At 70.6% G+C, this 24,679-nt stretch carries 16 protein-coding genes; 6 read left to right on the plus strand and 10 right to left on the minus strand.

Annotated elements, in window-relative coordinates:
• The 4 genes from AB0B64_RS28310 to AB0B64_RS28325 all read right to left on the minus strand — a co-directional run bounded on the left by AB0B64_RS28310 (position 1) and on the right by AB0B64_RS28325 (position 12,715).
• Entirely contained in the window at positions 1-6,948 is a 6,948-nt protein-coding gene (locus AB0B64_RS28310; protein WP_358180846.1) for a polymorphic toxin-type HINT domain-containing protein, read from the minus strand.
• A 14-nt stretch (positions 6,949-6,962) separates the two neighbouring features.
• A complete protein-coding gene (locus AB0B64_RS28315) occupies positions 6,963-11,126 on the minus strand; it encodes a LamG-like jellyroll fold domain-containing protein (protein ID WP_358180849.1) in 4,164 nt (1,387 codons plus the stop codon).
• Positions 11,127-11,331: 205 nt separating this feature from the next.
• On the minus strand, positions 11,332-11,853 hold the full coding sequence (locus AB0B64_RS28320; protein WP_357945797.1) for a snapalysin family zinc-dependent metalloprotease: 522 nt from the start codon (positions 11,851-11,853) through the stop codon (positions 11,332-11,334).
• A 133-nt stretch (positions 11,854-11,986) separates the two neighbouring features.
• A complete protein-coding gene (locus tag AB0B64_RS28325; protein ID WP_357945794.1) occupies positions 11,987-12,715 on the minus strand; it encodes a tyrosine-protein phosphatase in 729 nt (242 codons plus the stop codon).
• Positions 12,716-12,808: 93 nt separating this feature from the next.
• On the opposite strand from AB0B64_RS28325, the gene AB0B64_RS28330 reads away from it, so the two are divergent.
• Positions 12,809-14,521 carry a S8 family serine peptidase gene (locus AB0B64_RS28330; protein ID WP_358180852.1) on the plus strand — a complete coding sequence of 571 codons (1,713 nt, stop codon included), beginning with the start codon at positions 12,809-12,811 and terminating at the stop codon, positions 14,519-14,521.
• A 76-nt stretch (positions 14,522-14,597) separates the two neighbouring features.
• Here the strand turns inward: AB0B64_RS28330 and AB0B64_RS28335 are convergent, their stop codons facing one another.
• The 5 genes from AB0B64_RS28335 to AB0B64_RS28355 form a co-directional block, all read right to left on the minus strand.
• Positions 14,598-15,626 (minus strand): iron chelate uptake ABC transporter family permease subunit, encoded by a 1,029-nt coding sequence (locus tag AB0B64_RS28335; RefSeq protein WP_358180855.1) that lies wholly within the window; start codon positions 15,624-15,626, stop codon positions 14,598-14,600.
• A complete protein-coding gene (locus tag AB0B64_RS28340) occupies positions 15,626-16,636 on the minus strand; it encodes an iron ABC transporter permease (RefSeq protein WP_357945788.1) in 1,011 nt (336 codons plus the stop codon). The genes AB0B64_RS28335 and AB0B64_RS28340 overlap by 1 nt, the downstream gene beginning before the upstream one ends.
• Positions 16,633-17,649, minus strand: a complete 1,017-nt coding sequence (locus AB0B64_RS28345; protein ID WP_358180858.1) for an iron-siderophore ABC transporter substrate-binding protein — start codon at positions 17,647-17,649, stop codon at positions 16,633-16,635. The genes AB0B64_RS28340 and AB0B64_RS28345 overlap by 4 nt, the downstream gene beginning before the upstream one ends.
• 14 nt (positions 17,650-17,663) lie before the next feature.
• On the minus strand, positions 17,664-18,557 hold the full coding sequence (locus tag AB0B64_RS28350) for a siderophore-interacting protein (protein WP_358180860.1): 894 nt from the start codon (positions 18,555-18,557) through the stop codon (positions 17,664-17,666).
• 300 nt (positions 18,558-18,857) lie between these two features.
• Entirely contained in the window at positions 18,858-19,481 is a 624-nt protein-coding gene (locus tag AB0B64_RS28355; RefSeq protein WP_358180863.1) for a helix-turn-helix domain-containing protein, read from the minus strand.
• 68 nt (positions 19,482-19,549) lie between these two features.
• Between AB0B64_RS28355 and AB0B64_RS28360 the strand changes: the two genes are divergently transcribed.
• Positions 19,550-20,800, plus strand: a complete 1,251-nt coding sequence (locus tag AB0B64_RS28360; RefSeq protein WP_358180865.1) for an MFS transporter — start codon at positions 19,550-19,552, stop codon at positions 20,798-20,800.
• A 56-nt stretch (positions 20,801-20,856) separates the two neighbouring features.
• On the plus strand, positions 20,857-21,663 hold the full coding sequence (locus AB0B64_RS28365) for a serine/threonine-protein kinase (RefSeq protein ID WP_357945775.1): 807 nt from the start codon (positions 20,857-20,859) through the stop codon (positions 21,661-21,663).
• A 7-nt stretch (positions 21,664-21,670) separates the two neighbouring features.
• Here the strand turns inward: AB0B64_RS28365 and AB0B64_RS28370 are convergent, their stop codons facing one another.
• A complete protein-coding gene (locus AB0B64_RS28370) occupies positions 21,671-22,426 on the minus strand; it encodes a lysophospholipid acyltransferase family protein (RefSeq protein ID WP_357945772.1) in 756 nt (251 codons plus the stop codon).
• Positions 22,427-22,543: 117 nt separating this feature from the next.
• On the opposite strand from AB0B64_RS28370, the gene dhaK reads away from it, so the two are divergent.
• Genes dhaK through AB0B64_RS28385 form a run of 3 tightly spaced genes read left to right on the plus strand, consistent with a single transcriptional unit; the run spans position 22,544 to position 24,578 of the window.
• Positions 22,544-23,524, plus strand: coding sequence for a dihydroxyacetone kinase subunit DhaK (gene dhaK / locus AB0B64_RS28375; RefSeq protein ID WP_358180868.1), 981 nt, complete (start codon positions 22,544-22,546; stop codon positions 23,522-23,524).
• Positions 23,524-24,195 carry a dihydroxyacetone kinase subunit DhaL gene (dhaL, locus tag AB0B64_RS28380; protein ID WP_358180871.1) on the plus strand — a complete coding sequence of 224 codons (672 nt, stop codon included), beginning with the start codon at positions 23,524-23,526 and terminating at the stop codon, positions 24,193-24,195. The genes dhaK and dhaL overlap by 1 nt, the downstream gene beginning before the upstream one ends.
• Positions 24,195-24,578, plus strand: a complete 384-nt coding sequence (locus tag AB0B64_RS28385) for a phosphoenolpyruvate--protein phosphotransferase (RefSeq protein WP_357946364.1) — start codon at positions 24,195-24,197, stop codon at positions 24,576-24,578. The genes dhaL and AB0B64_RS28385 overlap by 1 nt, the downstream gene beginning before the upstream one ends.
• The last annotated feature ends 101 nt before the right edge of the window (positions 24,579-24,679 follow it).

Consider the following 24,679-nt stretch of genomic DNA (forward strand, 5'->3'; position numbering starts at 1 on the left):
TCAGCAACGAGGCTTCCCAAGGGCCTCAGGAGCCAAGCGGCCCTTCTTGGGAACCGGATTTTGCTGCACATCGCCGAACGGATTTCCCTCACCGACCGTGACATTCACGTGATTGTAGTTCGTCGCACCGCTGGCGGTCGGCTCGGGAGCGTAGGTGACCGTACCTCCAGCGGCGCGGATGTCGCCGGCGGTGGTTGCCCTAAGGCTTCCATGAGGAACGCCGGCACCTGCTTCTTCGACCGACTGTCCCATCGAACCTGAGAACACTTCTCCCGTTCCTGGCATCGGGCTTTGTCCGCCACGAACGATGACGTAATCGTCTGGTACCTCCCAGCCGTTCGCATTGTGTACCAGTACCGGGGTGTTCCGAGCTACCACATGGTACGTGTGGGCGTCGTTGACGGTGAGGTTGTGAACGCGTTCGGTGGCGGTCCACTTCTGGACGGCGGTGATCTGGACGTGGGTGCCGGCACTGGTGCGGAGCCACATGCCCGGCCGCAGCTGGTCCGCGTCACGCCACTCGCGCAGGTCGTCCAGCCAGAACGGATGGCCTTCGGTCGCGGTGACGCTACCGGTGCGATCGCCTCGGTCGCCGTCGATGTCCACGGTGATCTTGACGAGGTGCTTGACGCCCTCACCGACGATCAAAGCGGTGACCTGTTTCGCTTGTGTACCGCCGGTGCCCGGGTCAGTGGCGAGGACCCAATCGCCGACCTCGACACGCTCGATCGGCTTGGCGGATCCGTCCGCCATCAATACCTTCGTGCCGGGGACGAAGCTGTTGCCTTTACAGCCTCGGCCGATCGCCCTGGCGGCGGCTTTTATGCCCGATCGGATCCTGCCCGCGCCGCGAGCGGCGGAGGTCGCCCCTTTCCGGAGGACCTCCCCGGCGATCTCGCGGCCCGCCATGCCCGCTGCCCTCGCCGCGGCGTATCTGGTCAGCCCGGCAAGCCCGAGCTTTATCGCGGATTTGGCCAGGCTTGCGACGCTGATCACGGCAAGGGCGATGTCTGGCGCAAGTTTGCCGGCCTTGTACCAGTTGGAGTGAGTGTCCGCTCCTACCCAGCCCGCGATTTTGTCTTCGGCTCCGGGCAGATTGAAGAGACCGGAAAGGGGGTTCATCACAGGGTTCTGCAAGCCCCACATCTCAGCGCCTACATAGCCGTTCCAGGCCGGCTTGAGGACGTACTTGACGAACCAGTTGCCACCACCGCCACCACCACCACCGCTATGGCCACCACCGCCACCACCGCTGCTGCCGCCAGAGGTGTTGTTGCCTCCTCCGGGGTTCGAGTGCGGGCATCCCTTGTTGGCGTAGTAGCAGTTCGGATTGCCGCGGAGCGGGCCGTCGAGGCCGTCGGGGTCGCTCTGCGTGACGGGGGTCTGGTTCGCGTAGGAGTAGCCGTCCCAGCTCTGCGGGTAGCCGAGGTTGAACAGCGGGTCGACGGAGATGAAGCGGCCGATGTCCGCGTCGTACTCACGAGCACCGAGGTGGGTGAGGGATGTGCTGGAGTCGACGGTGCCGCCGACGAAGCCCCTCTCCCCCGGCCAGACGCCGGCGGCGATGCCGCGTGGCTGGCCGAACGGGGTGTAGCGCCGCTTGCTCAACCCGCCGGTCGTCGCGTCGATCGCCACCTCCCCGGTGCCCTGGTGGTCGGGCGACAGGAAGGTGACCCCCGCGGTGGTGCGCATGGCGATGGTCACGTCGTCGTGGCTGTAGTAGCGGGTGGCCTGGGTGGTCGTGGCTCCCTTGTTGAGGTGCACCTCGAGCCCTGGGAGGTAGACCGTGGTCCCGGTCGGGTCGCGGCGGATCAGCCGGTCGCCGTCCGAGTCGTAGCCGAAGCTGGTCTCACCGGTGCCCGCGTCGGCGACCTTGGTGAGATGGCCTTCGACGTCCCAGGAGAGCGTCTGGTCGCCGGCGGCTGTGGTCCGCCTGGTGGTGTTGCCGGTGGCGTCGTAGGCGTAGCTGTCGGTGCGCCCACCTGTCCCGGTCTGGGTGGTGACGGTGGCGAGTTGGTGCCCCTTGTACGAGGTACCGACGCCGGTGCCACCCGCGTAGGCATAGGTGCGCGTGGTGCCAAGCTTGTTGGATGTGTCGTACTGCGTCTCGGTGGCGCGGTTTCCGGAGGCGTCGAAGGTGTACGCGGTCCGGTACGGCGCGGGGCCGCCCAGGGTCGCCGAGCCGGGATCGGTCACACAGCCGTCGGTCGCCTGGGTCCAGGCGTCGGTGAGCCGCCTCAGGTGGTCGTAGCGGAAGCACTGGTTGTCGGTGCCGTCGCGGGAGACGTCGGTGATCCGCGTGATGTCGCCCGCGTCGTCGTAGTCGTAGGTGGCGTCGCGGTCGACGCCCGGCATGCCGGCGTGGACCGTGGTGCTGGTCTTCAGCCGCTGGGTGCCGAACTCGTACCCGTAGGTCTGGTCGACCTGCTTGCCTCCGGTGGACAGCCGCCTGCCCAGCAGCTTGCTGGTCTTGCTGTAGTCGCTCCCGATGACGTACGTCGCCAGGTTGCTCGTCAGCTTCACCGCACGGCTGAGCTCGTCATACGTGGTGGCGACCACCTCGGCCGGCAGCCCGCCGACCGCCGGGCTGCTGACCGACTGCACGCTGCCGTCGAGGTTGTAGACGGTGTTGAACTGGTAGCCGGCCGACGGCGCGAGCGCTGACTCGGCCGCGGGGAGGCCGGACAGGGTCACGGTCGTGCGGGTGGGCCGGTTCTGGTTGTCGTAGAAGTTGACCGCCTCGGTGTAGACGGCGCCGTTCTCGTATCGGATGGAGGCGGTCGGCTGTCCCTTGCGTACCGTGTCGTAGGTCCACTCGGCGAGCTTGGTGCCGGGGCTGCCGCTCGTCGTGTCGTAGCGGGCGGTCTGGCGGCCGATCGGGTCGTAGGTGGTGCCGATCTTCTTGCCGCGCGCGTCCTCGGCCTGGACGGCCTGGTCGAGGTCGTCGTAGGCGTACTTCGTGACACCCTTGTCGGGGTCGGACACCTGGATCTGGCGACCGCGCAGGTCGTAGTCGTAGGTCCAGGTGTGGCCGCCGTACCCCTTGATCGACGCCAGCTGTCCCCTCGGCGTGTAGCTGTAGGAGGTCGAGTCGTAGCCGCCCGGCTTGTGCTGGCGGACCTCGACCTTTCTGCCGAGGGCGTCGACCACCGTGGTCGTGGGGATACCGCCGGCGGGCGGGGTGACGGTCGTCCAGTCGCCGCCGTAGGCGTAGGTGGTGCGCCACTTCTCCCCGGCGTCGCTGTTGCCCGCGAGCAGCCGTTCGGCGACGACGCGGCCGAGCCCGTCGTAGGTGTAGGCGGTCTGGCTCTCCACCTGGCCCGGGGTGTCCACGCCGAACAGGGACGCGCCGGGGGCGTCGTCGGCGTAGTACGTGGCGTAGGTCCGGTCCACGCTGCCCTGGGCGTTGTAGAAGGTGTCGCTGATCAGGCGGCCGCCGTCCGGGCCGGGCTGCTGGGTCTGGCGGGACCGCAGCCAGCCGTCCATCAGCTCGTACGCGGTGTCCTGGCCGCCGTCGTTGTTGAGCTCCCTGGTGTAGATCGCGGTGATCTGGCCGGCCACCGTCTGGTAGCCGAACTGCCGGTTCGGGAGCTGGTCGGTGTCGCGGCCCGGCGCCCACACCCTGCTCACCCGGCCGAGGGCGTCGTAGGAGAAGACCGTCGTCTTGTCGCCCTCGTCGGTGGACTTGAGTGCACTCCCCCAGGCGGGATCGAGCTCGGTGATCGTGGTCATCGCCGAGCCGGCGTCCCCGCTCTTGACCGGCGGGCCCGTGACCGTCGCCCTGGTGGTCAGGCCGCCGCTCTCGGTGTAGACGGTGGTCGTCGTGCGCTCGACGGGGGTGGCCGTGGTGTTGTCGACCACTGTCACGGCCTTCGGCCTGCCGTAGGCGTCGTAGGCGGTCTTGGCGGCCGGCACATAGCGCACGACGGTGCTGGTGGTGCCGGTGGCCGCGACCTTGTCGGTCGCCGTGACCTGCCCCTTGGTCGGTGCCGCTCCGAAGGCCCCGCCGTCGTAGTAGGTGCGCCCGTCGGAGATGAGCTGCTTGCTGAGGTCCACGGACTGACCGCAGGACGCCGCCACCGTCCGCACCTGCGCCGGGAAGCCGACCAGCCAATCGGTGGTGTTCTGCGCCGCAAGCGTCGTGGTGGTGCATCGGTTGTCGGCGTCGGTGGTGACATCGCCGAAGTCGTCGACCTGCGTCGGCGCGCCCGTCGTGGTGTCGAAGGTGTTGGTGGTGGCCTTGGTCTCCCGCCAGCTCCCGTCGTCGAGCGCGGTCAGCTTCCGGGTGGTCTTGGTGCCGATCAGGTTGGCGGTGACGGTTCCCCACGAGCGGGTGCGGGAGGCGGTCTGGGCGTGCCACGGCGAAGAGACGCTCTTGGACACGACACTGCCGCCGGCCTTGTCGTAGGTCACGGTGCGGACCTCGAATCCCTGCAGGGACTCGTGGTCGGGATAGCTGCCTCCCTCGTCGTCGGAGACCTTGACGTCCTTCTCGCCGCCGGAGGTGTTCAGGCGGTCGCCGTCCATGCCCTGGAAGTACCAGTGGTCGACCTGGCCGGGCGCGCCGCTGGTGGCCGCGCTGATCACCCGTACCTTGTCGTAGCCGTGCCACTGCGACCACGTCTTGTACTTCTCGGGCGTGAGGCCGTCGTCGTCGTCGAAGTGCCAGGCGGGGTGCCCGACGCCGTAGTCGTACCTGGTGACCATGTCCGGCGACCCGCCGGTCAGATCGGTCTGGACGGCCTCGGTCACCACGTACTTGTGGAACCAGTCGAGAGTCGGGTTCTCGCTCTCGCCGTCGGTCTTCGTCCAGTACGTGGGGAAGCAGCGACGGCGGTTGGTCTGCGGGGTCGGCAGGTCGCTCGTGGTGCAGTCCGCGTCGGAGTACTTGATGTCGAGGACCCCGCCGAACTCGTTGTACACCGTGCCGAGCCGGTCCTTCACGAACGGGCCGAGGTCGTCGCCGAGCTTGTCCACCCGGTTCGGCTTCTGTGTGTAGACGAACGACACGGGGGGCAGCTCGACCGGGTCCGGTCCGGCGAGACCGGTGTGGACGATGGACGTCAGCAGCAACTGCCGGTCGACGTCGGCCATCCCCCACGCGTGCTTCAGCTCCCAGTAGTCCACCGGGCGGTAGTCGCTGCCGTCCGCCTTGAGGACCTGGGTCTTGACCATGGTCAGTCGTTTACGGGTCCAGAACGTGGGCGAGAGGTTGCCGTGGTCCTCCTTGCACTCCTGTCCGGAGTCGCAGTGCAGGTCCCAGGGCACGTCCTCCCAGTACTCCGGGTGGTCCTTGATCTTGTCCACCGCGCAGTCGGCGTCCGCGGAGCGCAGGCACCGCTCGGAGGACTCGAAGCTGACCCGTGCCGGAGCCTTGCCCGGGAACAGGTTGTCGGAGCGCAGGCCGTAGTCGATGTGGTCGAGGTAGCCGCCGCGTACGTACGACGTCTCGTCCTCGGCCTTGAGGTCGCGGCCGTAGTGGTTCGTCTCCTGCTTGTAGAAGTAGGTGATGGCGTTGCCGTCTCGGTCGACGACCTTGTCGAGGTTCCACCGCCACGCCTGCCGGCACCAGGAGTCCTTGAACTCGGACTTGTGGCACGGCTCGCCGTCGTCGTCGCCGAACACCGGCACGGTCCAGGCCGACTGGGTCTGCGGGTTCTCCAGGGCCAGCGTGTTCAGGCCGAAGAAGTATTGGGTGCCGTCGGGGGTGGTGACCTTCCAGTACTCCCCGTCGTTGTCGCCGTTGTCGAGGGAGGCGCTGGTCAGCTTCTCGATGCGGGTGCCGTCGTCGTTCTTCATCCGCCACTTGTCGCCGCCCGCGGGGATGAGCTCGCCGCCCTTGCCGTTCAGCGTCATCGTGGCGTTGTCGTAACCCCAGCACAGATCGCCGGGGTAGAGGTCGAGCGTGGTGTTCTTCGGCACGCCGTCGTCCTTGCAGGACTTGTAGCGCCGCTCGATGTAACCGGGCCACAGGTCGAACCCGTCGCCTGCCCAGGACGGCTGGGTGTTGGTGTTGGAGGTCCGGCCGTCGATGGACGAGGAGGAGTACGACAGGCCGACCTCCGGGGCCAGCCCGCCCGGCACCGGCGGCACCCGCATCGGGTACGACCAGGTGAAGTCGCCGGACTGAGGGCCGACACCCCACGTCGCCGACGCCGACAGCGACGTCGCCTTGTAGTCGCCCTTGCCGCTGGAGGGCGCCGCCGCGGCGGCCAGCACCGTCGCCGCGCCGTCCGCCGACGCGGTCGTCACCTCCGCGCTCACGGCCTGGTGCTCGGTGTCGTTGGCCGAGGCCACCGGGGTCGCCGTACGGCAGCCGGCGGCGTCCGGGGTGGTGAGCGCGCAGGCGGGCAGCCGTACCAGCCGCAGGCGGGAGCCGTAGGAGGCGCCGTACGCGCGGGCGAACCCGGAGTAGTCCAGGCGCACGGCCATCTTCCCGGGGATCGGCGCGGCACCGGCCTGCTCGACGGAGAACACCACCCCGTCGACGCCGGCCCGCCGCCCTGTCGCGCGGTCCAGCATCCGCACCCGCACCTTGCCCGGGGTGGCGGACGAGGCGGTGGCGGCACCGGCGGGCGAGACGGCACCGACCCAGACCGGGAGTGTGCCCGCCTTCGCGGCAGCCGTGGAGGCCGACGTACGGAGGCCGGGCGCGGCGGCGGACAGGGAGACCTCGGCGACCCCCGCCTTCGGCCACGTCACGGTGGCGGAGGGCGCCGGGTGGGCCACGGACGCGTCCAATTTGCGCGGTTTGACCTTCACCTCGTGCCCGGCCACCGTCTTGTCGGGGTCCGCCGGCTTGGGCAGCAGCCGTGCGGCGTCCGCCGCCACCGGCGGAGCCTCGACGGGCACCGCCGCCAGCAGCCCCGCACAAACGAGGAGCGCCGTCACGGTCGCGACCAGGCGCGGAGAACGCCGCCGGCGCTTCATGCCATTGCCGCTACGCACAACTTCCTCCACGGCTAGAGCTCGTCGATCTCGGTCGGGTTGGCCAGGTAGGCGACCTCTTCCTCGGTGGCCGCGCCGCGCAGCACCCAGACGTCGTCCAGCTGGCCGCGCCAGTTCTGGCCCGTTGGATAGGCGCCGCCGGTTCTGGCCCGCCCGAGTTGCACTGAGGTGATGGGGACGAAGACCCGGGTGTTCTCGCGGTACGACACCGTCGGGGCCTCGGCGGCGTCCTCCCGCACGCCGTTGACGTACAGCGTGATCCGGCTGTTGAAGCCGTCGTAGACGACCGCCAGGTGGTCCCAGTCGCCGAAGCCGCCCTGGTGGAAGCTGGAGTGCTCCACCGTCGCGGTGGTCGCGCCCGCCCCGTCCACGCTGGGTACGTCCAGGACGTAGCGGCCCTTGGCCGCGTCGTAGCGCACCGCCACGGCGCTGTTGGTGGCGCCGGCGAGGCCGAGCACGGTCATGGACCTGGTGGGAGTGCCCGCCGTCTGCACCCACGCCGACACCGTGAAGCTCTCGGCGCTGTCCACCACCGCCCCGTCGGCCGCGGCGTAGTCCCCGTCGCCGCCGGGAAGGTCGAGCGCTCCGGCCACCTGGCCGTCGGGCGGGGTCACGACGGCCAGGGCGGGATCGGTGGTGATCTTCGCGGCGCCGGCCAGCGTGACCGGGTGCTTGACGGCCACCGGCGCGGAGTCGGGGCTGGTCGCCGGGGTGCCGGTCGCGGTGTTGAGCCGCCAGCGGCCGAAGATGTCGGACTTGACGGCGAACAGGTCCTGCGCCTCCTCGACCGAGACGATCCGGTCGTAGACCCGCACGTCGTCGATCGCGCCCGTCACGTAGTCGACCGCTGCCCCGTTCCACTTGGACCGGCCGATCTGCAGCCCGCCTCCGGCCTGCCACACCGGTGGAAGGTCGTTGGAGCCGCTCTCGACGCCGTTGACGTAGATCCGGAGTTTCCCGGCCACGACGTCCTGGACCCCGACCAGGTGAGTCCACTGGCCGAGCGCCGCCGTGGCGGCCGAATACGCGGTGAGCGTCGTCGGAGCCGTGACGTCGGCCGCCGTCCGCATGAACGCCCACTTCTTGTTGGCGGCCCGGTACTTGAGATAGAAGCCGCTCTGGTTGGCGCCGTCCTGGCTGACGATCGTCATGTCCGTGGCGGCGGTGGTCGGCAGCTTCACCCAGGCCGCGATGGCGAAGTTGCCGGTCGTGTTCAGCACCGGGCCCGCGGTGGATGCGTACGCTCCGGGCCCGGTGAGCTGCATGGCCGTGCCGATCTGGCCGGGGACCGCGAGAGTGGCGCTGCCCCGCACGGTGGCGGAGAGGGGGCCGCCGCCCTCGCCGTAGACCCGCTCGTTGCCCGCCGGCTCCTCCAGCCGCCAGTGCGCCGCGAGCTTCCGGCCTTCCGGTGTGGAACCGGCGGCCAGGCTCGCCGCGTCGGCGTCGGACAGGGCCTCGGCGAACACCTCGACCTCGTCGACGTCGCCCGGCCAGTTGTTCGCGTACCCGCCGTCGTACAGGCTGCGCCCGATCTGGAACGCACCCCTGGCATCGAGTACGGAGGTGACCGGGGTCTCGGCCGCCTTGGTGCCGTTGACGTACAGCCGGAGCATCTTGGCGGGCGCGTCGTACACGCCGGTCAGGTGGGTCCAGACGTTCAGCTCCGGCGGCGTGGGCGCGATCGCCCCCGTCCACGGACCGCTTGCGCCCTTCACGTCGTTCGCCGGGGTCTTGAACACCCATGAACCGGGGGCGGGATTCACGCCGAGCTGGAAACCGCTCTGAACGGAAGCGTCCTGCGCCAGAACGTTGTAGAAGGCGTCGTTCTTGCGCAGCCGGACCCATGCCGAGACGGTGAAGCTCTGCGCGGTGTCGGCGACGGCGAGGTCGGTGGCGGCGTAGCCACCGGCGTAGCCGTCGAGGCTGAGTCCGTTGCCGGCCTTGCCCTCCGCGCCGAGGGTGGCCCCGGCGCCGGACCGGGCCGCGATCCCCGGGGTCTCACCTGTGAGCGTGGTGGAGCCGGCGGGTTCGTCCAGTTTCCATCGTGTCTTCTCCGGGGCGCCCTCGCTCACCCAGAACCGGTAGTCGCCGACCGAGAAGTTCCCCGCCGCGTCCCACACGGTGATGTACAGGGTGTTGACGCCGGGATGCGTCGGGACCACCCTGACCGTCTGCGGGTTGGCGGCGCGGCTGACCGCCGAGGCGGGGGCGGGGGTGGTGTTGAGCGCGTAGGCGTACTTGGCCACCTCGGGGTCGAAGGTGATTGTGAACGACCCGTAGCGGCCGACGCCGTCGCGCGCGCTCACGTCCGGGTCGTCGGGGTTCAGCTCCGGGTACTCGGGCGAGCCGACCACGGGGGTGCGGGGCGCCGTGGGGTCGTAGCGCAGGTAGCAGTTGGTGGCGGCGCCGCCCGAGCTCCACGGGCTCCACGCCACGCCGTCGTAGGCACGCACCTGGTAGTTGAAGTCCGTGTTCACCGGGATCAGGCCCGAAGGCACCTGCGCCGAGAACGACGAACGGTGCGAGCCGTTGGCCGACTGCTTCTTGGGGGTGGTGGTGCGCCACTGGTGCTCGGTGCCGGCGGCGTCCTTCCACGACACCAGGAACTCGGCGTTGAGCTTCTCCCCCTCGGCGCCGCTGTTGTCGGGGTCGGTGAGGTTGTCGGCGTACAGCATCGGCAGCCGGTTCACCGGCGTGGTGTGGCCGTAGGCCGGGCAGGGTCCGCCGGGGCTGGAGTGCAGCTGCTTCATCTGCGGCTGCGGCGGGGTGCTGTTGTAGTACACGCGCAGAGTCGCGTCCCCGTCGAACCGCTTCCAGCCGTACTCGTCGTCCTCGTGCCCGGCCCGCAGGCCGAACGTCGTGCTCGACCAGCCCTTCTTGGCGGCCTCCTTGACGGCCGACTCCACGTTGAAGACCACGTCGCCCGCCGGGCAGCTGCTCGAATGGCCCTTGGCGACGTCCCGGTAGGTGAGGTAGTCCGCCCAGTTGTCGGAGGTCGAATTCCAGGTCGAGTTCTTGCCGAACGCGGTGGTCCGGTAAATGTGCACCGATCGCCCGTCACAGGACGGCGCCCAGGTCTCCTTGACCGAGAACTCCGCCGACAGGATCTGCTTGCCCGCGAAACGGCTGGTCGGCATCCGGTAGAACAGCCGCTTGACATGGGAACTGCCGCAGTAGGCGCCGGCCGGGGGCAGGCTGATGGGGCAGCGCCCCATGCCCTCTTCGGTGAAGGTGTAGTCCTCCCAGCCTCCGCTGGAGACCATCAGGTTGGCGGACTCGCCGGGCGCGTACCACATGGGGTCGATGTAGATCGGGAACTTCGCGTCCGGGGAGGTGAGCAGCCCCTGGTCCGGCTCGAGCGTCATGCGCCCGGCGTCGGCGCTCGTCTTCATCACCGCGACGCGTGAGGTGTCCCCCGGCGCCGCCGCCGACGGCCTGCGCAGCCCTCCGTTCCCGGGCGTCGCCGAGGCGGCCAATGCCCCGGCGGGCTCGCTCGAGTCCCACATCTTCGGCGGCGGCGCCCTGAACACCTCGGCGCCCGTCACCGGGTCGAGTGCCGATTGGTCGCCTCGCGTGTCCGCCGCCAGCCGCAGGTCCGGCGCCGACAACCCGAACTGGAGCTTGGCCAGCCGGGGATCGCGCGCCGCTTCCGGCGTCTTCACCACCAGCACATGGGACGCGCCGTCCGCGGTGGCCCGGACCCGCAGGTCGACGTCGGGCCCGAACACGCCCCGGTACACCGCGGTGTCACCGTCGAGTTCGGGTGCGGGCAGGCGGCCGGGCCACGACAGCGACATCCGGCGGCCCGCTCGGGTCATCGACAGCATGGGCGCGTCGCCGCCGCCCGATAGCCGCAGATCGACAGTGGTGGCCGCGGGCCGGATGGACCCGTCGGGATCCCTCCGCAGGGTGGTGTCGATGCCGACCCACGTGCCGTCCTTCAAGGTACGGACCGGTTTCAGGTGCTCGACCGCGACGAACCCGCCCTGTGGTTGCGCCCGCACCTCACGTCTCTCGCCGCGCAGGCCGAGGACCTCCACCGGCTGCCCCGACTTCCTGGCAGTCCGCGCCGCTTCGGCCTCGGTCACCTGGGGCTCAGGACCGGCGGCCCGCGCTCCCCGTCCGGGGGCCGCACCCCAGGACGGGACGGCGAGGCATGACAAGGTCATGGCCGCCATCGCTGACACCGCCGCAAGGGCCCAACGAGTTCTCAACACCGCGCTCCCACCGGCTCCCCGTTGACGTCGGCCGCCAGACTCTTCTGGCGGCCGAGATCAAGAGTGGCGGTGACCGGTAGTAAGCCCGTTCAGATCGTGTAGATACCGTGTAGATCCGGTGTTGTCGCTCTACCCGGTCAGGTCGGGTCGGTGACCATTGACCGGTTCAGCGGTCCACGAGCACCCGGCCGAACTCGACCTGCGAGGTAGCGCCGGCGAAGTTACGATCGACCTGGGCCCGTTCGGCCGCGCTCGGATTAGCGTTCGTGCAGCTCACCGGAGCGCTGGAGCCGGACATCAGGTCGGAGCAGAGGCCGGTGCGCCGGTCGGGCAGGCCTAAGATGTGGCCGATCTCGTGAGCCGCGATGCGCACGGGGTTGTAGCCCTGTGAGGTGGCCTCCCTGCCCATCCAGATGGTGCCCCGGCCCAGGCTCGTGGGCAGGGTGCGGGGCCAGCCGTTGTCGGCGACGACGACGAAGTCGGCGGGGGTGCCTGCGACGAGGCGGACGTTCGTGACACTGGAGTTCCAGATCTGCGCGGCCTGGTCGACCGCGCCGCGGAACTCGGCCGCGCGGCCGGCGTCGTACCGGAGGGTCCTGAGCAGGGGCGCGGCCTGCGCGGGCGAGGCGGCCAGTAAGAACGCGATGGTGAGGATGAGAGAGAGCGCGAGACGCAGGGGTTTGTGCATCGGGTCTCCTCGGACAGTGGGGGTGCTGTCACGCTAGGCGCGCCGACGCCGTCCGGGGATAAGCCAGTTTGCCCCTATTACCGTGGTATGGAGGAGCCGATTGCCGAGGGCCCGGCGTTCCTACCGGCGCGTGTCACGGGCTCAGGTACTGCTCGCGCAACGCCGTGATCAGCTCGTCGTCGGCGCCGAGCCGGTCGGCCGCGTAGTCCCGTACGGAGCCATGGCCGGCCGCCAGGTCCGCCAGGCAGAGCCGCATGATCTCGCCCGGCGCGCGGCCGTAGCCCGGCCACTTCAGCGTCCGGTCCGGATGGGCCGCCCGCCAGTCGGCGACCAGCCGTTCGGTGGCCAGTTCGGTGAGGGCGAAGTCCTCGACGATGGTCTCCTCGTCCACCCCCAGCAGGGACAGCACCAGCGCGGCCAGCAACCCGGTACGGTCCTTGCCCGAGGCGCAGTGCATGACGAGCGGAGCGCTCTCCTCGGCGGCGATCACCTTCAGTGCCTGCCCCAACTCCTCGACGCCGTCCAGCGCGACCTCGGCGTACCGGTCGGCGAGGAAGCGGGCGGTGTCGATGTCCGCGCCCAGCTCGGCCTGGTCGTAGGGCTGATGCTCGATGCTGAGGTTGTGGTAGGTCAGGCCGTCGCTGTCCGGTACGCGGCCCCTGGCGGCTATCTCCCACGGGTAGCGCAGGTCGATCACCGTACGCACGCCCAGGTCGAGAAAGCGCCGCCAGTCCTCGCCCTCGAGCTTGGCCAGGGAATCGGAACGGTACAGGCGCCTCCAGCGCACCGTACGACCGTCGCGGGTGCGGTAACCGCCCAGGTCCCGGAAGTTGTGCAGGCGCTCGAACGCGATATGCCTCATCGAGCACACCTTATGAGGTAGGCGGGACCTATGGACGTAGCCGGGAAACATGCCCAGATTGGTGGACATATCCAACTACGCCCGGAGGTACGCGTGAAGCGTGTCATCGTCCTGGCTGCCTGCACCCTCGTGGCGACCGCTATGGTCAGCCCCGCCCAGGCAGTCCGGACCGCAACCGCCTCGGCAACCGAATACATCGTCTTATACAAGGAAGGGGTGCGGCCGGACGTCGCCCGCAAGGCCGTCCAGGCGGCCGGCGGCACGGTGGTCAAGGAGAACACCGCGGTCGGCGTGGCCACCGTCTCCACCACCGACACGGGCTTCGCCGGCGCCGTCGCCGCGAACGCCTCGATCGAGGGCGTGGCGCACAACCGCTCCATCGGAACGGTCCCGTCCGCCGCCCGCTCCGCCGCCAAGGCGCGCAAGGCCGGCGACGCCGTGGAGAAAGCCGCTGACGGCGCCCCGGCCGCCACCACATTCGGCAAGCCGGGACCGACGGCCGAGCCGCTGTCGGAGCTGCAGTGGGACATGAAGCAGATCCACGCCACCGCCGACGGCTCCTACCGCTACGAGCAGGGCGACCCGGGAGTGCTGGTCGGCATCCTGGACACTGGCGTGGACGCCTCGCACCCGGATATAGCACCCAATTTCAATCGGGCTCTGAGCCGTAACTTCACGGTCGACATCCCGGTCGACGCCAACGGCGAGCCGGTCGACGGGCCCTGCGAGGACGAGCCGGACCACTCCTGCACCGACCCCGCGGACGTGGACGAGAACGAGCACGGCACGCACGTGGCCTCCTCCATCGCCTCGCCCATCAACCGGCTCGGCGTGTCCGGTGTGGCGCCCAAGGTGTCCATCGTCAACCTCCGGGTCGGCCAGGACTCCGGCTTCTTCTTCCTGCAGCCGAGTGTGGACGGGCTGACGTACGCGGGCGACCACGGCATCGACGTGGTCAACATGAGCTACTACATCGACCCGTGGCTGTTCAACTGCGTGGACAACCCGGCCGACTCCCCCGCCGACCGCGTGGAGCAGGCCACCATCATCAAGGCGACCCAGCGGGCGCTGAACTACGCCCACGACAGGGGCGTGACGCTGGTGTCCGCGGCGGGCAACGGCGGCACCGACTACACCAAGGAGCTCGTCGACGGCTCCAGCCCCGACTTCGCCAGCGTGCCCGGCGAGGCGCCGTACGACCGGACGATCCCGCCGAGCTGCGTGTCCATGCCCAGCGAGGGCAACCACGTGATCGCGGTCTCGTCCACCGGCATCAGCAAGCGCAAGGCGTACTACTCCGACTACGGCAACGGCTACGTGGACGTGGCCTCGCCCGGCGGCGACGCCTACGACAACCCGGCCAACACGCGTGACGTGACCAGGGCGACGCTGGCGGCCTATCCGAAGTCGCTGGCCGTGGAGAACGGGCAGCTCAACCCCGACGGCACGCCGAACACCCCGTCCGTGGTGCGCGACTGCCGCGGCTCGGTCTGCGGGTACTACACCTACCTGCAGGGCACCTCGATGGCCTCGCCGCGGGCCGCGGGCGTGGCGGCGCTGATCGTCAGCCGGTTCGGCCACCGCGACCGCGCTCACGGCGGCCTGACCATGAACCCGGACGCGGTGGAGGCGGCGCTGAAGTCGACCGCCACCAAGACCCCGTGCCCGGAGCCGCGGGCATTCACCTACACCCGGATCCTGCCGGACGGTACGACGACGACGGCCACGCACACCTGCGAGGGCGGCAGGTCGCGTAACGGCTTCTACGGCTCGGGCATCGTCGACGCGTTGAACGCGGCCCGATAGCCCCACGGCATGACCGGTGCGCGTCCGCGAAAGCGGACGCGCACCGCGTCCGCGGAGTCGAACGCGCACCTGCACCCTAGGCGCGGCGGCCCCGGGCGAGGAGCCAGAGCAGGAGCGGCGCCCCGAGCACGCCGGTCACCACGCCGACGGGCAGCTCCACGTCCGGGATGAGGCGGCGGGCGATGAGATCGGCCGCCAGGACCACGAACGCCCCGGCCAGCGCCGAGGCGACCGGCGGTGGCCAGGCGGTGCGGGCCAGCCGCTGGGCGATCTGCGGCGCGGCCAGCGCGACGAACGCGATCGGCCCCGCGGCGGCCGTGCCGAAGGCGACCAGCGCGACGCCCACCAGCAGCAGCGTCAGCCGCGCCCGCTGCACCGGCGCGCCGAGCACCACCGCCACCTCGTCGCCGAGCTGCAGCGCCCGGCTCCAGCGGCCGAGCAGCAGCGCGACGGGCGTGAGCACGGCCAGGGCGAGCGCCAGCGGCACGGCCTGGCTCCAGGTACGGCCGTTGAGGTTGCCGAAGAGCCAGCCGAGCGCGGCCTGGGCCTGGAAGGTGTTGCTCGTGACCATGAGGTATTCGGTGGCGCTGGTGAAGATCCACGACAGGCCGATGCCGACCAGCGCGATCCGATACCCGGTGGTGCCGCGCCGCCACGCGAACAGGTACGTGAGCAACGCGGCGAGCACGGCCCCCGAGAATCCGAGCACCTGCACGCCGGGCCCCGATCCGATGCCGAGCACGATCCCGGCCACCACGGCGACGCCCGCCCCCTGGGTGACCCCGATCATGTCGGGGCTGGCCAGCGGGTTGCGGGTCATGGTCTGGAACAGGGCGCCGGACAGCCCGAACGCGGCACCGGTGAGCAGCCCGGTCAGCGCCCTGGGCAGGCGCAGCTCCCGTACGACGAACAAGATGCCCTGGTCGCCGGTGCCGAGCAGCGATTGGACGACCTCGCCGAGCCCGAGCGGGAACTCGCCCAGCCCGATGCCGAGGCAGAAGGCCAGGAACGTCACGGCGGCCAGCGCCAGGCACAACACGACCACCCGAGGGCGCAGCACGCCCGACACGGGCGGCGTCGAGAGGCGGAAGGTGAGCTGGCTCATCACAGCTCCGCCAGCCGCTGGCGCCGAGCCAGCACGATAAAGAACGGCCCGCCGATGAACGCGACCAGCAGCCCGGCCTGCACCTCGATCGGCGGCACGACGAGGCGGCCCAGAATGTCGGCGGCCAGCAGCAGGCATGGCGCGAGCAGCGCCGACAGGGGCAGCAGCAGCCGGTGGTCGGTCTCGGCTCCAGCGCGTCTTGCGACGGCCCGCGCCAGATGCGGCACGACCAGGCCGACGAAGACGACGGGTCCGATGGCCGCGACCGCCGCGCCGGTGAGCAGCATCACGGCCGCCGCGCCCTGGAGACGCACGAGCCCCACCCGGCGGCCCAGCCCGCGCGCCACGTCGTCGCCGAGCGCGAGGCTGTTGAGCGCGGGCGCGCAGGTGATCGCCAGCACGGCCCCCGCCACGATGAACGGCAGCAGTTGCGGCAGCACGCCGGAGCCGTGCCCGGACAGCGACCCGGCGGACCAGAAGCGGTAGCGGTTCAGCGATTCGGGATCGACGAGCACGATGGCGCTGGTCACCGAGCTGAGCAGGAACGTGACGGCCACCCCGGCCAGGGCCAGCTTGACCGGTGCCATCCCGTCACGGCCCATGCCGGCCATCGCGTACACGACGAGGCTCGCCAGCAGCGCGCCCGCGAACGCGAACCACACGAACCCGGACAACGCGCTGATCCCGAACAGGCCCATGGAGATCACCACGCCGAACGCCGCGCCCGCGCTGACGCCGAGCACCCCGGGGTCCGCCAGGGGATTGCGGGTGAGCGCCTGCATGAGCGTGCCGGACAGGCCGAGTGCCGCCGCGGCGAGCACGCCGAGCAGCGTCCGCGGCACGCGTACGGACCAGATCACCTCCCGCGTCTCCTGGTCCGCGCCCAGGCCGCCCAGCGCCCTGACCACCTCGCCCAGGGGGATCTGGCGGGCGCCCAGGGCCAGCGACAGCAGGCAGATCAGGGCGAGGGCGCCGGCCGACGCCACCACCAGGACGGCCCGCCGGGTCACGAGGTGAGCCCGACCTCGGTCGCCGGGTTCCCGTCGACGGCGGCGGCGAGCCGCGGCACCAGCGTGTCGAGCACGTACGGCAGGCTCAGCACGGTCAGGAAGGACACCGAGTTGCCGAAGTCGGTGCCGTCCTGCACGAACACCTCGCGTCCCTCCTTGACCACCTTGAGCCCCTTGTAGACGGTGTCGGCGCGCAGGGTGGCCTTGTCCTTGTCGGGGTCCGTCACGCTCCAGAGGAGCGCTCCGGTGTCGAGCAGGTCGAGGCGTTCGCGGCTGATGTTCGCGCCGAACTTGTCGCCGATGGCCTGGTCCAGGTCGGCGGGCAGCTTGAAGCCGAGCGAGGTGAGCAGGCGGGAGCGCGGATCCTGGCTGCCGAAGACGAAGTAGCCCTCGTAGACCGTGCCCATCAGCCCGGTCTGTCCGGCGAACTCCGGATGCTCCTTCCGTACGGCGGCGAACCGGTCCTCCACCTGCTTGACCAGCGCGTCCGCCTTGGCGGGCTCGCCCACGGCCACGCCGACCTGCTTGGTCACCTCCTGCCAGGAGATCCCGTAGTCGATGTGCTCCTTGGGCTGCGCGACGGTGGGTGCGATCTTGGACAGGGTGGTGTACTGCTCCTGGGTCAGCCCCGAGTACAGGGCCAGGATCAGGTCGGGGCGCAGGGCCGCGATCTTCTCCATCTGAGGGCCGCTGCCCGTGTCCTTCAGCACCTGCGGGACCGCGGCGGAGCCGAGCTTGGGCTTGGCCCAGGGCCCGATGGCGCCGGAATACCCGCCGAGCCACTCGGTGGTGGCGACCGGCACGATGCCGAGAGCCAGCAGGGCGTCCTGCTCGACGAGGCCGACGGTGACGATCCGCTTGGGCTTGGCGGTGATCGTGGTGCTGCCGTACTTGTGATTGAGGGTGGCGGAGAAGGCGGAGGCCGCCGCCACGGGGGCCTGAGGCATGGCGGAGCCGCATCCGGTGACCAGGGCGAGGGTCATGGCGGCGAGCGCGTACAGGACGCGGGTCATTACCGGGGACTCCCTTACTCGTTGTGCTCGGCGCGGCCCAGCCGCCAGTACCCCATGAAGGCCACGGCGCGCTTGTCCATCCCGCGCTCCGCGACCAGGTGCCGTCTGAGCGACTTGATCACCGCCGCCTCGCCGGCCAGCCAGGCGTACAGCGGGCCGTACGGCGCCTCCTCGGGCACTTCCCACAACTCCTCCACATCTACGTCGATGTCCTGGAAGGAGTCCGGAGTGGGGAGGGGCGGGAGCAGCCGGTCGGCGGCGGCCCTGACGGCGGGCACCAGCAGGGCGCCGCGCTCCTCGTCGGCGCGGGCCAGCCAGGTGACCTTGACGCCGCTCGCCGTCTCGACCGGCAGGAAGTCGTCCGCGCAGGGCACCTCCATGAGCGCCTCGCCCTCATAGCCGGCCGGTAGCCGTTCGAGGATGGAGCAGATCGCGGGGACCGCGGTCTCGTCGCCGGCGATCAGCACCGCCCCGGTGTCGGCGGGCGGGTGGAACTCCAGGCCGCCGTGCGGCCCGTCGTGGCGGGCGTCGGGGCCGAGCAGCACCGCGACGGCCCCGGGCCGCACATCGGCCGCCCAGCGGGCCACCGGGCCGTCGCCGTGGTCGTGCATGACCACGTCCACGTCCACCTCGCGGGCCTCGGGGCGTACGAGGCGGGCGGTGTAGGTACGGAGCGGGTTGCGCAGCGCGTCGGGCAGGCCGCGCCAGCGCGGGAACCAGTCGGGACCGCTGGGCAGGTGCTCCAGCCTGTGCCCGTCGACCGGCAGGATGAGCTTGATCCGCTGGTCGAACCCGTTGTCCGCGAAGTGGTGCAGGTCCTCCCCCTCGAACGTCACGCGCAGGAACGTCGGGCTCAGGCGTGCTAACCGGTTCACGCGTACGTCGAACATGCGAAAGGGCTCGATCATCGTCAGCTCCACCTCGATCCTTTAAGGTGAGGCTAACCTAACTCATACTGATCGACCAGTCCCGTCCGGGCACGGCAAACGCCCCCGTCCCTCCAGCCCGGGACGGGGGCGCCTGCCATTCCGAGCCCTATGTCCGGCGGACTCGGAGGCCAGCGACATGACGAGGGCGGCGGCGCCGCCGAGCATCGCCCGCTCCGTCGGCGGCGCCGCGCCCGGCATGCGGACGGGGGACGGAAGCTTGATGCAGGACATTAGGCGGCGAGGGGCGGCGTCGCGACAGGGCTCGGCCTAGGGATATCCCTAGGCGTCCTTGATCGCCTGTTTAACCCCCACCGGCAGCACGTCGAAGTGGACCACCACGCGGCCGGTCGCCGGATCCGGAGCACCCGGGGACTCGAGGTCCCTGCGGTCCGCCACGGCCCGGTACCTCTCCAGGACCTCGAACACCTCCTCACGCATCCGCGTCGTCTCGGCCACGGTGAGCCGCATCGACCGCCGGCCGAACCCGCTCGCCCGCACCCACTCCTCGGGAGTCGTCGCCTCCTCCTCCCGCCAGCGTGCCAGCTCGGCACCGCGCTGCCGGATGAGGTCGTCGATCAGCCGGGCGAACGCGTCGACCGTCTCGGCGTCGGCCGACGGGTCGGTCGAGGGATCGCCGTAGGAGAAGCCGCCCGGCACGATCCGCCAGTACTTCTCCTTGCCCTTGCCCAGCTCGGGGACCGTCTCGATCATGCTGTGCCGGGCCAGCTCACGCAGGTGGTAGCTGGTCGCCCCGGTGTTCTGGCCGAGCAGCCCGGCCAGCCGGGTGGCCGTCGAGGGGCCGTGCTCGTCGAGCAGTTCGTAGATGCGCAGTCGCAGCGGGTGCGCGAACGACTTCAGCGCGTTCGCGTCGAGCGCCCTGGCCGAATAGTGCTTGCTCTCCATGCCTGTGCACACCTATCTTTGCAAAGAAACCTGTGCATAGTTTTCCTTACACACTATCGGAGTAGGCCATGCCACGTCTCGGCCGATCGTTCGGCTTCCTCCTGTCGTCGACCGCCCTCTCCAACCTGGCCGACGGCGTGCTCAAAGTGGGCGCGCCCCTCCTGGCCGTGTCGCTGACCCGCTCCCCCACGCTGGTGTCGCTGACGGGAGCGGCCGCCACGCTGCCGTGGTTACTGTTCGCCCTGCACGCGGGCGCGATCGCCGACCGGCTCGACCGCAGGCGGATCATGGTGCTGGCCAACCTCGCCCGCTCCGCCGTGCTCACGGCGACGGCCGCGCTCGGGCTGCTCGGGCTGGTGAACCTGTGGGTCATGCTGGCCGCCGTACTGATCGCGGGCGTGGCCGAGGTCTTCGCCGACACCTCGGCCCAGTCGGTGCTGCCGATGGCGGTGCCGCCGGAGCGCATCACGGCGGCGAACGGACGGGTGCAGAGCGCCCAGATGATCGGCAACGAGTTCGCCGGCGCGCCGATCGCGGGCCTCCTGGTCACGCTGCTGCCCGCCGCCGTCTTCGGCGCTCCAGCCCTCCTGTACGGCGCGGCGGGCCTGCTCCTGCTGGGCATGAGGGGCTCCTACGGAACGGCCGCCACAGCGGGCCCCAGGCGCTCGCTGCTGCGCGACATCGTGGCGGCGCAGCGCTATCTGTGGTCCCAGCGGTTCCTGCGGACGCTGGCCGTCTCGGCCGGCCTGCTGAACTTCGCCAGCGCCGCCTACTTCGGGGTGTTCGTGCTGTGGGCCGTCGGCGACGGGTCGCGGATCGGGCTGTCCCCCAGCGGGTACGGCCTGATGATGACCGCGATGGCCGTCGGCGCGGTGGCCGGATCGCTGGTCTCGGAGCGGGTCTCCGGGCTGCTCGGAGAGGGCCGGACGCTGGTCGGCGCCTGGCTGGTGAGCGCTCTGCTGTACCTCGTGCCGGTGCTGTGGCCCGTCGCCTGGCTGCTGTATCCGACCTCCGTGGTGTGGGGCGTCATCGGGGCCGCCGCGAACGTCCTGGTCATCTCCACACGGCAGCGGCTGATCCCGCCCGAACTGCTCGGCCGGGTCAACTCCGCCTACCGGCTGATCGGCATGGGCGGGATGCCGGTGGGGGCCGCCCTCGGCGGGGTGGTGGCCGAACTCGCCGGGCTGACCGCCGTGCTTCTCGGCACCACGGGCGTCTGTTTGGTGGGCGTGGGGCTCGTGTGGCGCGCCTTACACGATCGAATTTCCCACCCTTTGACCAGCACACCTTCCGTTCCCGACACATTCAGATCACGTTAGTCACACTTTGGCCTACCTCGAGATGACATGATTACCCCGAGCAATGAGGGGATGGCATGCGGGAGATCGGCGGACGGTACCTCCTTAACGAGGAGGCCGGTCGTGGAGGTATGGGAGTCGTCTGGCGGGCTTTCGACCAGCTTCTCCACCGGGAGGTGGCGCTCAAGGAGCTGACCCTCAGCGGTGAGGCCGAGATGGTCCGCCGCCGGGTCCTCCGTGAAGCGCGGATGGCCGCTGGCCTCACCCACCCGAACATCGTCACGGTCCACGACCTCATCGAAGAGGGCGGCAAGCTCTGGATCGTGATGGAGTACCTCGACGGCCTCTCACTGCACCAGCTGCTCTCCCAGGTGGGGACGCTGCCCGCGCAGTCGGTGGCGGCGATCGGCCAGCACCTGCTGGCCGCGCTGCGTACCGCCCACCAGGCAGGGGTGCTGCACCGCGACGTGAAGCCGGCCAACGTGATGCTGACCGGCGACCGCGTGGTGCTGACCGACTTCGGCATCGCCACGGTCGAGGGCGACATCCGGATGACCACGTCCCGGCGGCTGCGCGGCACGCCCGCGTTCATGGCCCCCGAGCGGCTGCACGGCGGCCCGGCCAGCAAAGAGGCCGACATGTGGTCGTTCGGTGCCACGCTCTACAGCGCCATCGAGGGCCAGCCGCCCTACCCCGGGCAGGACGCGGCCACGGTGCTCGGCATGGCCAGGAGCGGCGGCTACCCGCCGCCGCGCCGGGCCGGGGTGATGCGGCCCCTCATCGAGGGCCTGCTCCACCACGACCCGGTACGCCGCTTCACGCCCGAGCAGACCGCCGGCTTATTGGCCGGCATGCGCGCCAGCAGCTACCCCGCGGCGATCTGACGGGGGTTCATTCCTCCTCGCCGCGCTTGGCGCGGGCCTCCGCCTCGGCGGCGTCCATGGCGGCGGCCTCCTCCGGCGTGGGAGCCGTGCCGCCGAGGTGCTGGGGCTGCCACCACACGCCCGGCGGGATCTCCGGGTAGGTGCGCTGGGCCCGGTCCACCAGCTCCGACATCCGCGCGTGCAGGTCGGCGACGTGCTGGTCGACGTTCTCGCCGCGCTTGGGGTGGATGGGCTCCCCGATCAGGATCGTGATGGGTACGTGCCGCAGAGTGAGCTGCTTGGACCGGCCCTTGGTCCAGATCCGCTGACTCCCCCACAGCGCCATCGGGATGACCGGGACCTTGGTCGCCTGAGCCATGCGGATGGCGCCGTTCTTGATCTCCTTGACCGTGAACGACCGGCTGATCGTCGCCTCGGCGAAGACGCCGACCACCTCTCCCGCCTTCAGCATGCGCAGCGCCGTCGCGTATGATCCCGCGCCCGCGCCCCGGTCGACCGGGATGTGGTGCATGCCGCGCATCAGCGGCCCCGAGATGCGGTGGTCGAACACGTCCTGCTTGGCCATGAACCGCACCAGCCGCTTGGCGGGCACCGCCCCGAACCCGGCGAAGATGAAGTCGAGATAGCTGATGTGGTTGCTGACCAGCACCGCTCCGCCAGTGCGCGGAATATGCTCAGTCCCCTCCATGTGGAAGCGGTAGTCGAGCACGCGAAAGAGGGTCCGCGCGGCGGCGATCACCGGCGGGTACACGATCTCAGCCATGACCAGAAGGTAGCCTATTCACCCCGGTCGGACGGTAGTCGGCAGGGTCGTAGAAGCTGTGGCCGAGTTCCACTAAGACGCTTGTCCTGCCGGGGAAACGGGCAGAAGTTTCTCATCATGAAGAAGCTCATCAACTCGGCCGAATCCGCGGTTGACGACGCCTTGGCCGGGATGGCGGCCGCCCACCCGTCGCTGCGGATCCGCGACCGGGTGGTCTACCGCGCGTCGGGGCCTCGGACCGGCAAGGTCGGGCTGGTCTCCGGCGGTGGCTCGGGGCACGAGCCGCTGCACGCCGGCTTCGTCGGCTACGGCATGCTCGACGCGGCCTGCCCCGGAGAGGTCTTCACCTCGCCCGTGCCCGACCAGATCGTCGAGGCGACCACGGCCGTCGACGGCGGCGCGGGCGTACTGCACATCGTCAAGAACTACACCGGCGACGTGCTCAACTTCGAGATGGCCGCCGAGCTGTGCGAGGACGTCCAGGTCGCCGGCGTGCTCGTCGACGACGACGTGGCCGTCCAGGACTCCCTCTACACGGCGGGCCGCCGGGGCACCGGCGCGACGCTGTTCGTGGAGAAGATCGCCGGAGCGCTGGCCGAGGAGGGCGCGCCGCTGGCGCAGGTGGCGAGCGTGGCGGGCGAGGTGAACGCGCGCAGCCGCTCCTTCGGCATCGCGCTCACCTCGTGTACGACGCCCGCGTCGGGCAAGCCGACGTTCGACCTGCCCGATACGCAGGTGGAGCTGGGCATCGGCATCCACGGCGAGCCCGGCAGGATCCGGGCGCCGATGGCCTCGGCCCGCGAGCTGACCGAGATCGCCATGGACGCCATACACCGCGATCTGCCGCTGGAGGGCGACCTGCTCGTCCTGCTGAACGGCATGGGCGGCACACCCCTGATGGAGCTGTACGTGGCGTTCGCCGAGGTGGCGACCATCATCCGCGGCAAAGGGGCGCGGGTGGCGCGGTCGCTGGTGGGCAACTACGTGACGAGTCTGGACATGCAGGGCTTCTCCGTGACGATCTGCCGGCTCGACGACACGTTGACGCGTCTTTGGGACGCGCCGGTCGAGACGCCGGGGCTGCGCTGGGGACGCTGATGGGCGCCCCCACGGACCCCGAGACGGGCGGCGGTTTCATGGACCCCGGCACGTTGACCACGGCCTTCTTCGTCGCCTGGATGGAGGAGGTGGCCGAGCAAGTCCGGGTGCATCGCGAGCGGCTGACGGCCCTGGACGCGGCGATCGGCGACGCCGACCACGGCGCGAACCTCGACCGCGGCTTCACCGAGGTACTCAAGGCGCTGGCCGACTCCCCGCCGACCGCGCCGGGCCAGGTGCTGGTGTCCGCGGGCACGACGCTGATCCGCCGTGTCGGGGGTGCTTCCGGGCCGCTGTACGGGTCGGCGTTCCGGGCCATGGGCAAGGCGATGGAGGCGCCGGTGACGCAGGCCGGGTTCGCGGCGGCGTTCGAGGCCGGGGTGGTCGCGGTCGAGCGGCTGGGCAAGGCGGCTCCGGGCGACAAGACCATGGTGGACGCGCTGGCCCCGGCGTCGCTGGCCCTGGCGCTGGCCGTACGGGATGGGGTGGCGGTTCGGGAGGCATTCGAGCTGGCGGCGCGCGCGGCCGAGGAGGGGGCGCGGGCCACGATCCCGATGCAAGCCCGTAAGGGCAGGGCCAGTTACCTGGGCGAGCGCAGCGTCGGGCACGAGGATCCCGGAGCGGCGTCGTCGGCGCTCATCGTCTCCTGCCTGGTCACCGTGAGCTCGTGATGGTGGGCATCGTGCTGGTGGCCCACAGCGCCGGGCTGGCGGCGGAGGCGGCCGCGCTCGTCCGCGGCATCGCCGGTACGGGCGCGCTGGTGGCGGCGGCGGGCGGCACCGAGGACGGCGGGGTGGGCACGAGCCTCGACCTGATCGAGCGGGCGCTCACGGCGGTCGACCAGGGCGACGGCGTGGTGCTCGTACCCGACCTGGGCAGCTCGGTGCTGACGGCCCGGCTGCTGGCCGAACCCGGCCGGGTGGTGGTGGCCGACGTGCCGTTCGTGGAGGGGGCGATCGCGGCGGCCGTCACGGCGGGTGCGGGCGCGCCCCTGGCGGCCGTTCTCGCGGCCGCCGAGGAGGCCCGCACCATCCGCAAGCTCAGCGACTCCTGAGCCCGCTCAGCGGCTCCTGGGACTCGGCGTCTCCTGAGCCCGCTCGGCGGCTCCTGAACCGGCCAGTGGACTCCTGAACCCGGCTCCAGGGATTCCTGAGT

Origin of the sequence: Nonomuraea sp. NPDC049129 (assembly GCF_040648495.1) — a bacterium.
Lineage (GTDB): Bacteria > Actinomycetota > Actinomycetes > Streptosporangiales > Streptosporangiaceae > Nonomuraea.

Coding starts and splice junctions, on each gene's coding strand:
- AB0B64_RS28355 (WP_358180863.1), bottom strand. CDS start 19,481: ATGGAGAGCAAGCACTATTCGGCCAGGGCGCTCGACGCGAACGCGCTG.
- dhaK (WP_358180868.1), top strand. CDS start 22,544: ATGAAGAAGCTCATCAACTCGGCCGAATCCGCGGTTGACGACGCCTTG.
- AB0B64_RS28350 (WP_358180860.1), bottom strand. CDS start 18,557: ATGATCGAGCCCTTTCGCATGTTCGACGTACGCGTGAACCGGTTAGCA.
- AB0B64_RS28385 (WP_357946364.1), top strand. CDS start 24,195: ATGGTGGGCATCGTGCTGGTGGCCCACAGCGCCGGGCTGGCGGCGGAG.
- AB0B64_RS28315 (WP_358180849.1), bottom strand. CDS start 11,126: ATGGCGGCCATGACCTTGTCATGCCTCGCCGTCCCGTCCTGGGGTGCG.
- AB0B64_RS28335 (WP_358180855.1), bottom strand. CDS start 15,626: ATGAGCCAGCTCACCTTCCGCCTCTCGACGCCGCCCGTGTCGGGCGTG.
- AB0B64_RS28360 (WP_358180865.1), top strand. CDS start 19,550: ATGCCACGTCTCGGCCGATCGTTCGGCTTCCTCCTGTCGTCGACCGCC.
- AB0B64_RS28365 (WP_357945775.1), top strand. CDS start 20,857: ATGCGGGAGATCGGCGGACGGTACCTCCTTAACGAGGAGGCCGGTCGT.
- dhaL (WP_358180871.1), top strand. CDS start 23,524: ATGGGCGCCCCCACGGACCCCGAGACGGGCGGCGGTTTCATGGACCCC.
- AB0B64_RS28325 (WP_357945794.1), bottom strand. CDS start 12,715: ATGAGGCATATCGCGTTCGAGCGCCTGCACAACTTCCGGGACCTGGGC.
- AB0B64_RS28370 (WP_357945772.1), bottom strand. CDS start 22,426: ATGGCTGAGATCGTGTACCCGCCGGTGATCGCCGCCGCGCGGACCCTC.
- AB0B64_RS28320 (WP_357945797.1), bottom strand. CDS start 11,853: ATGCACAAACCCCTGCGTCTCGCGCTCTCTCTCATCCTCACCATCGCG.
- AB0B64_RS28345 (WP_358180858.1), bottom strand. CDS start 17,649: ATGACCCGCGTCCTGTACGCGCTCGCCGCCATGACCCTCGCCCTGGTC.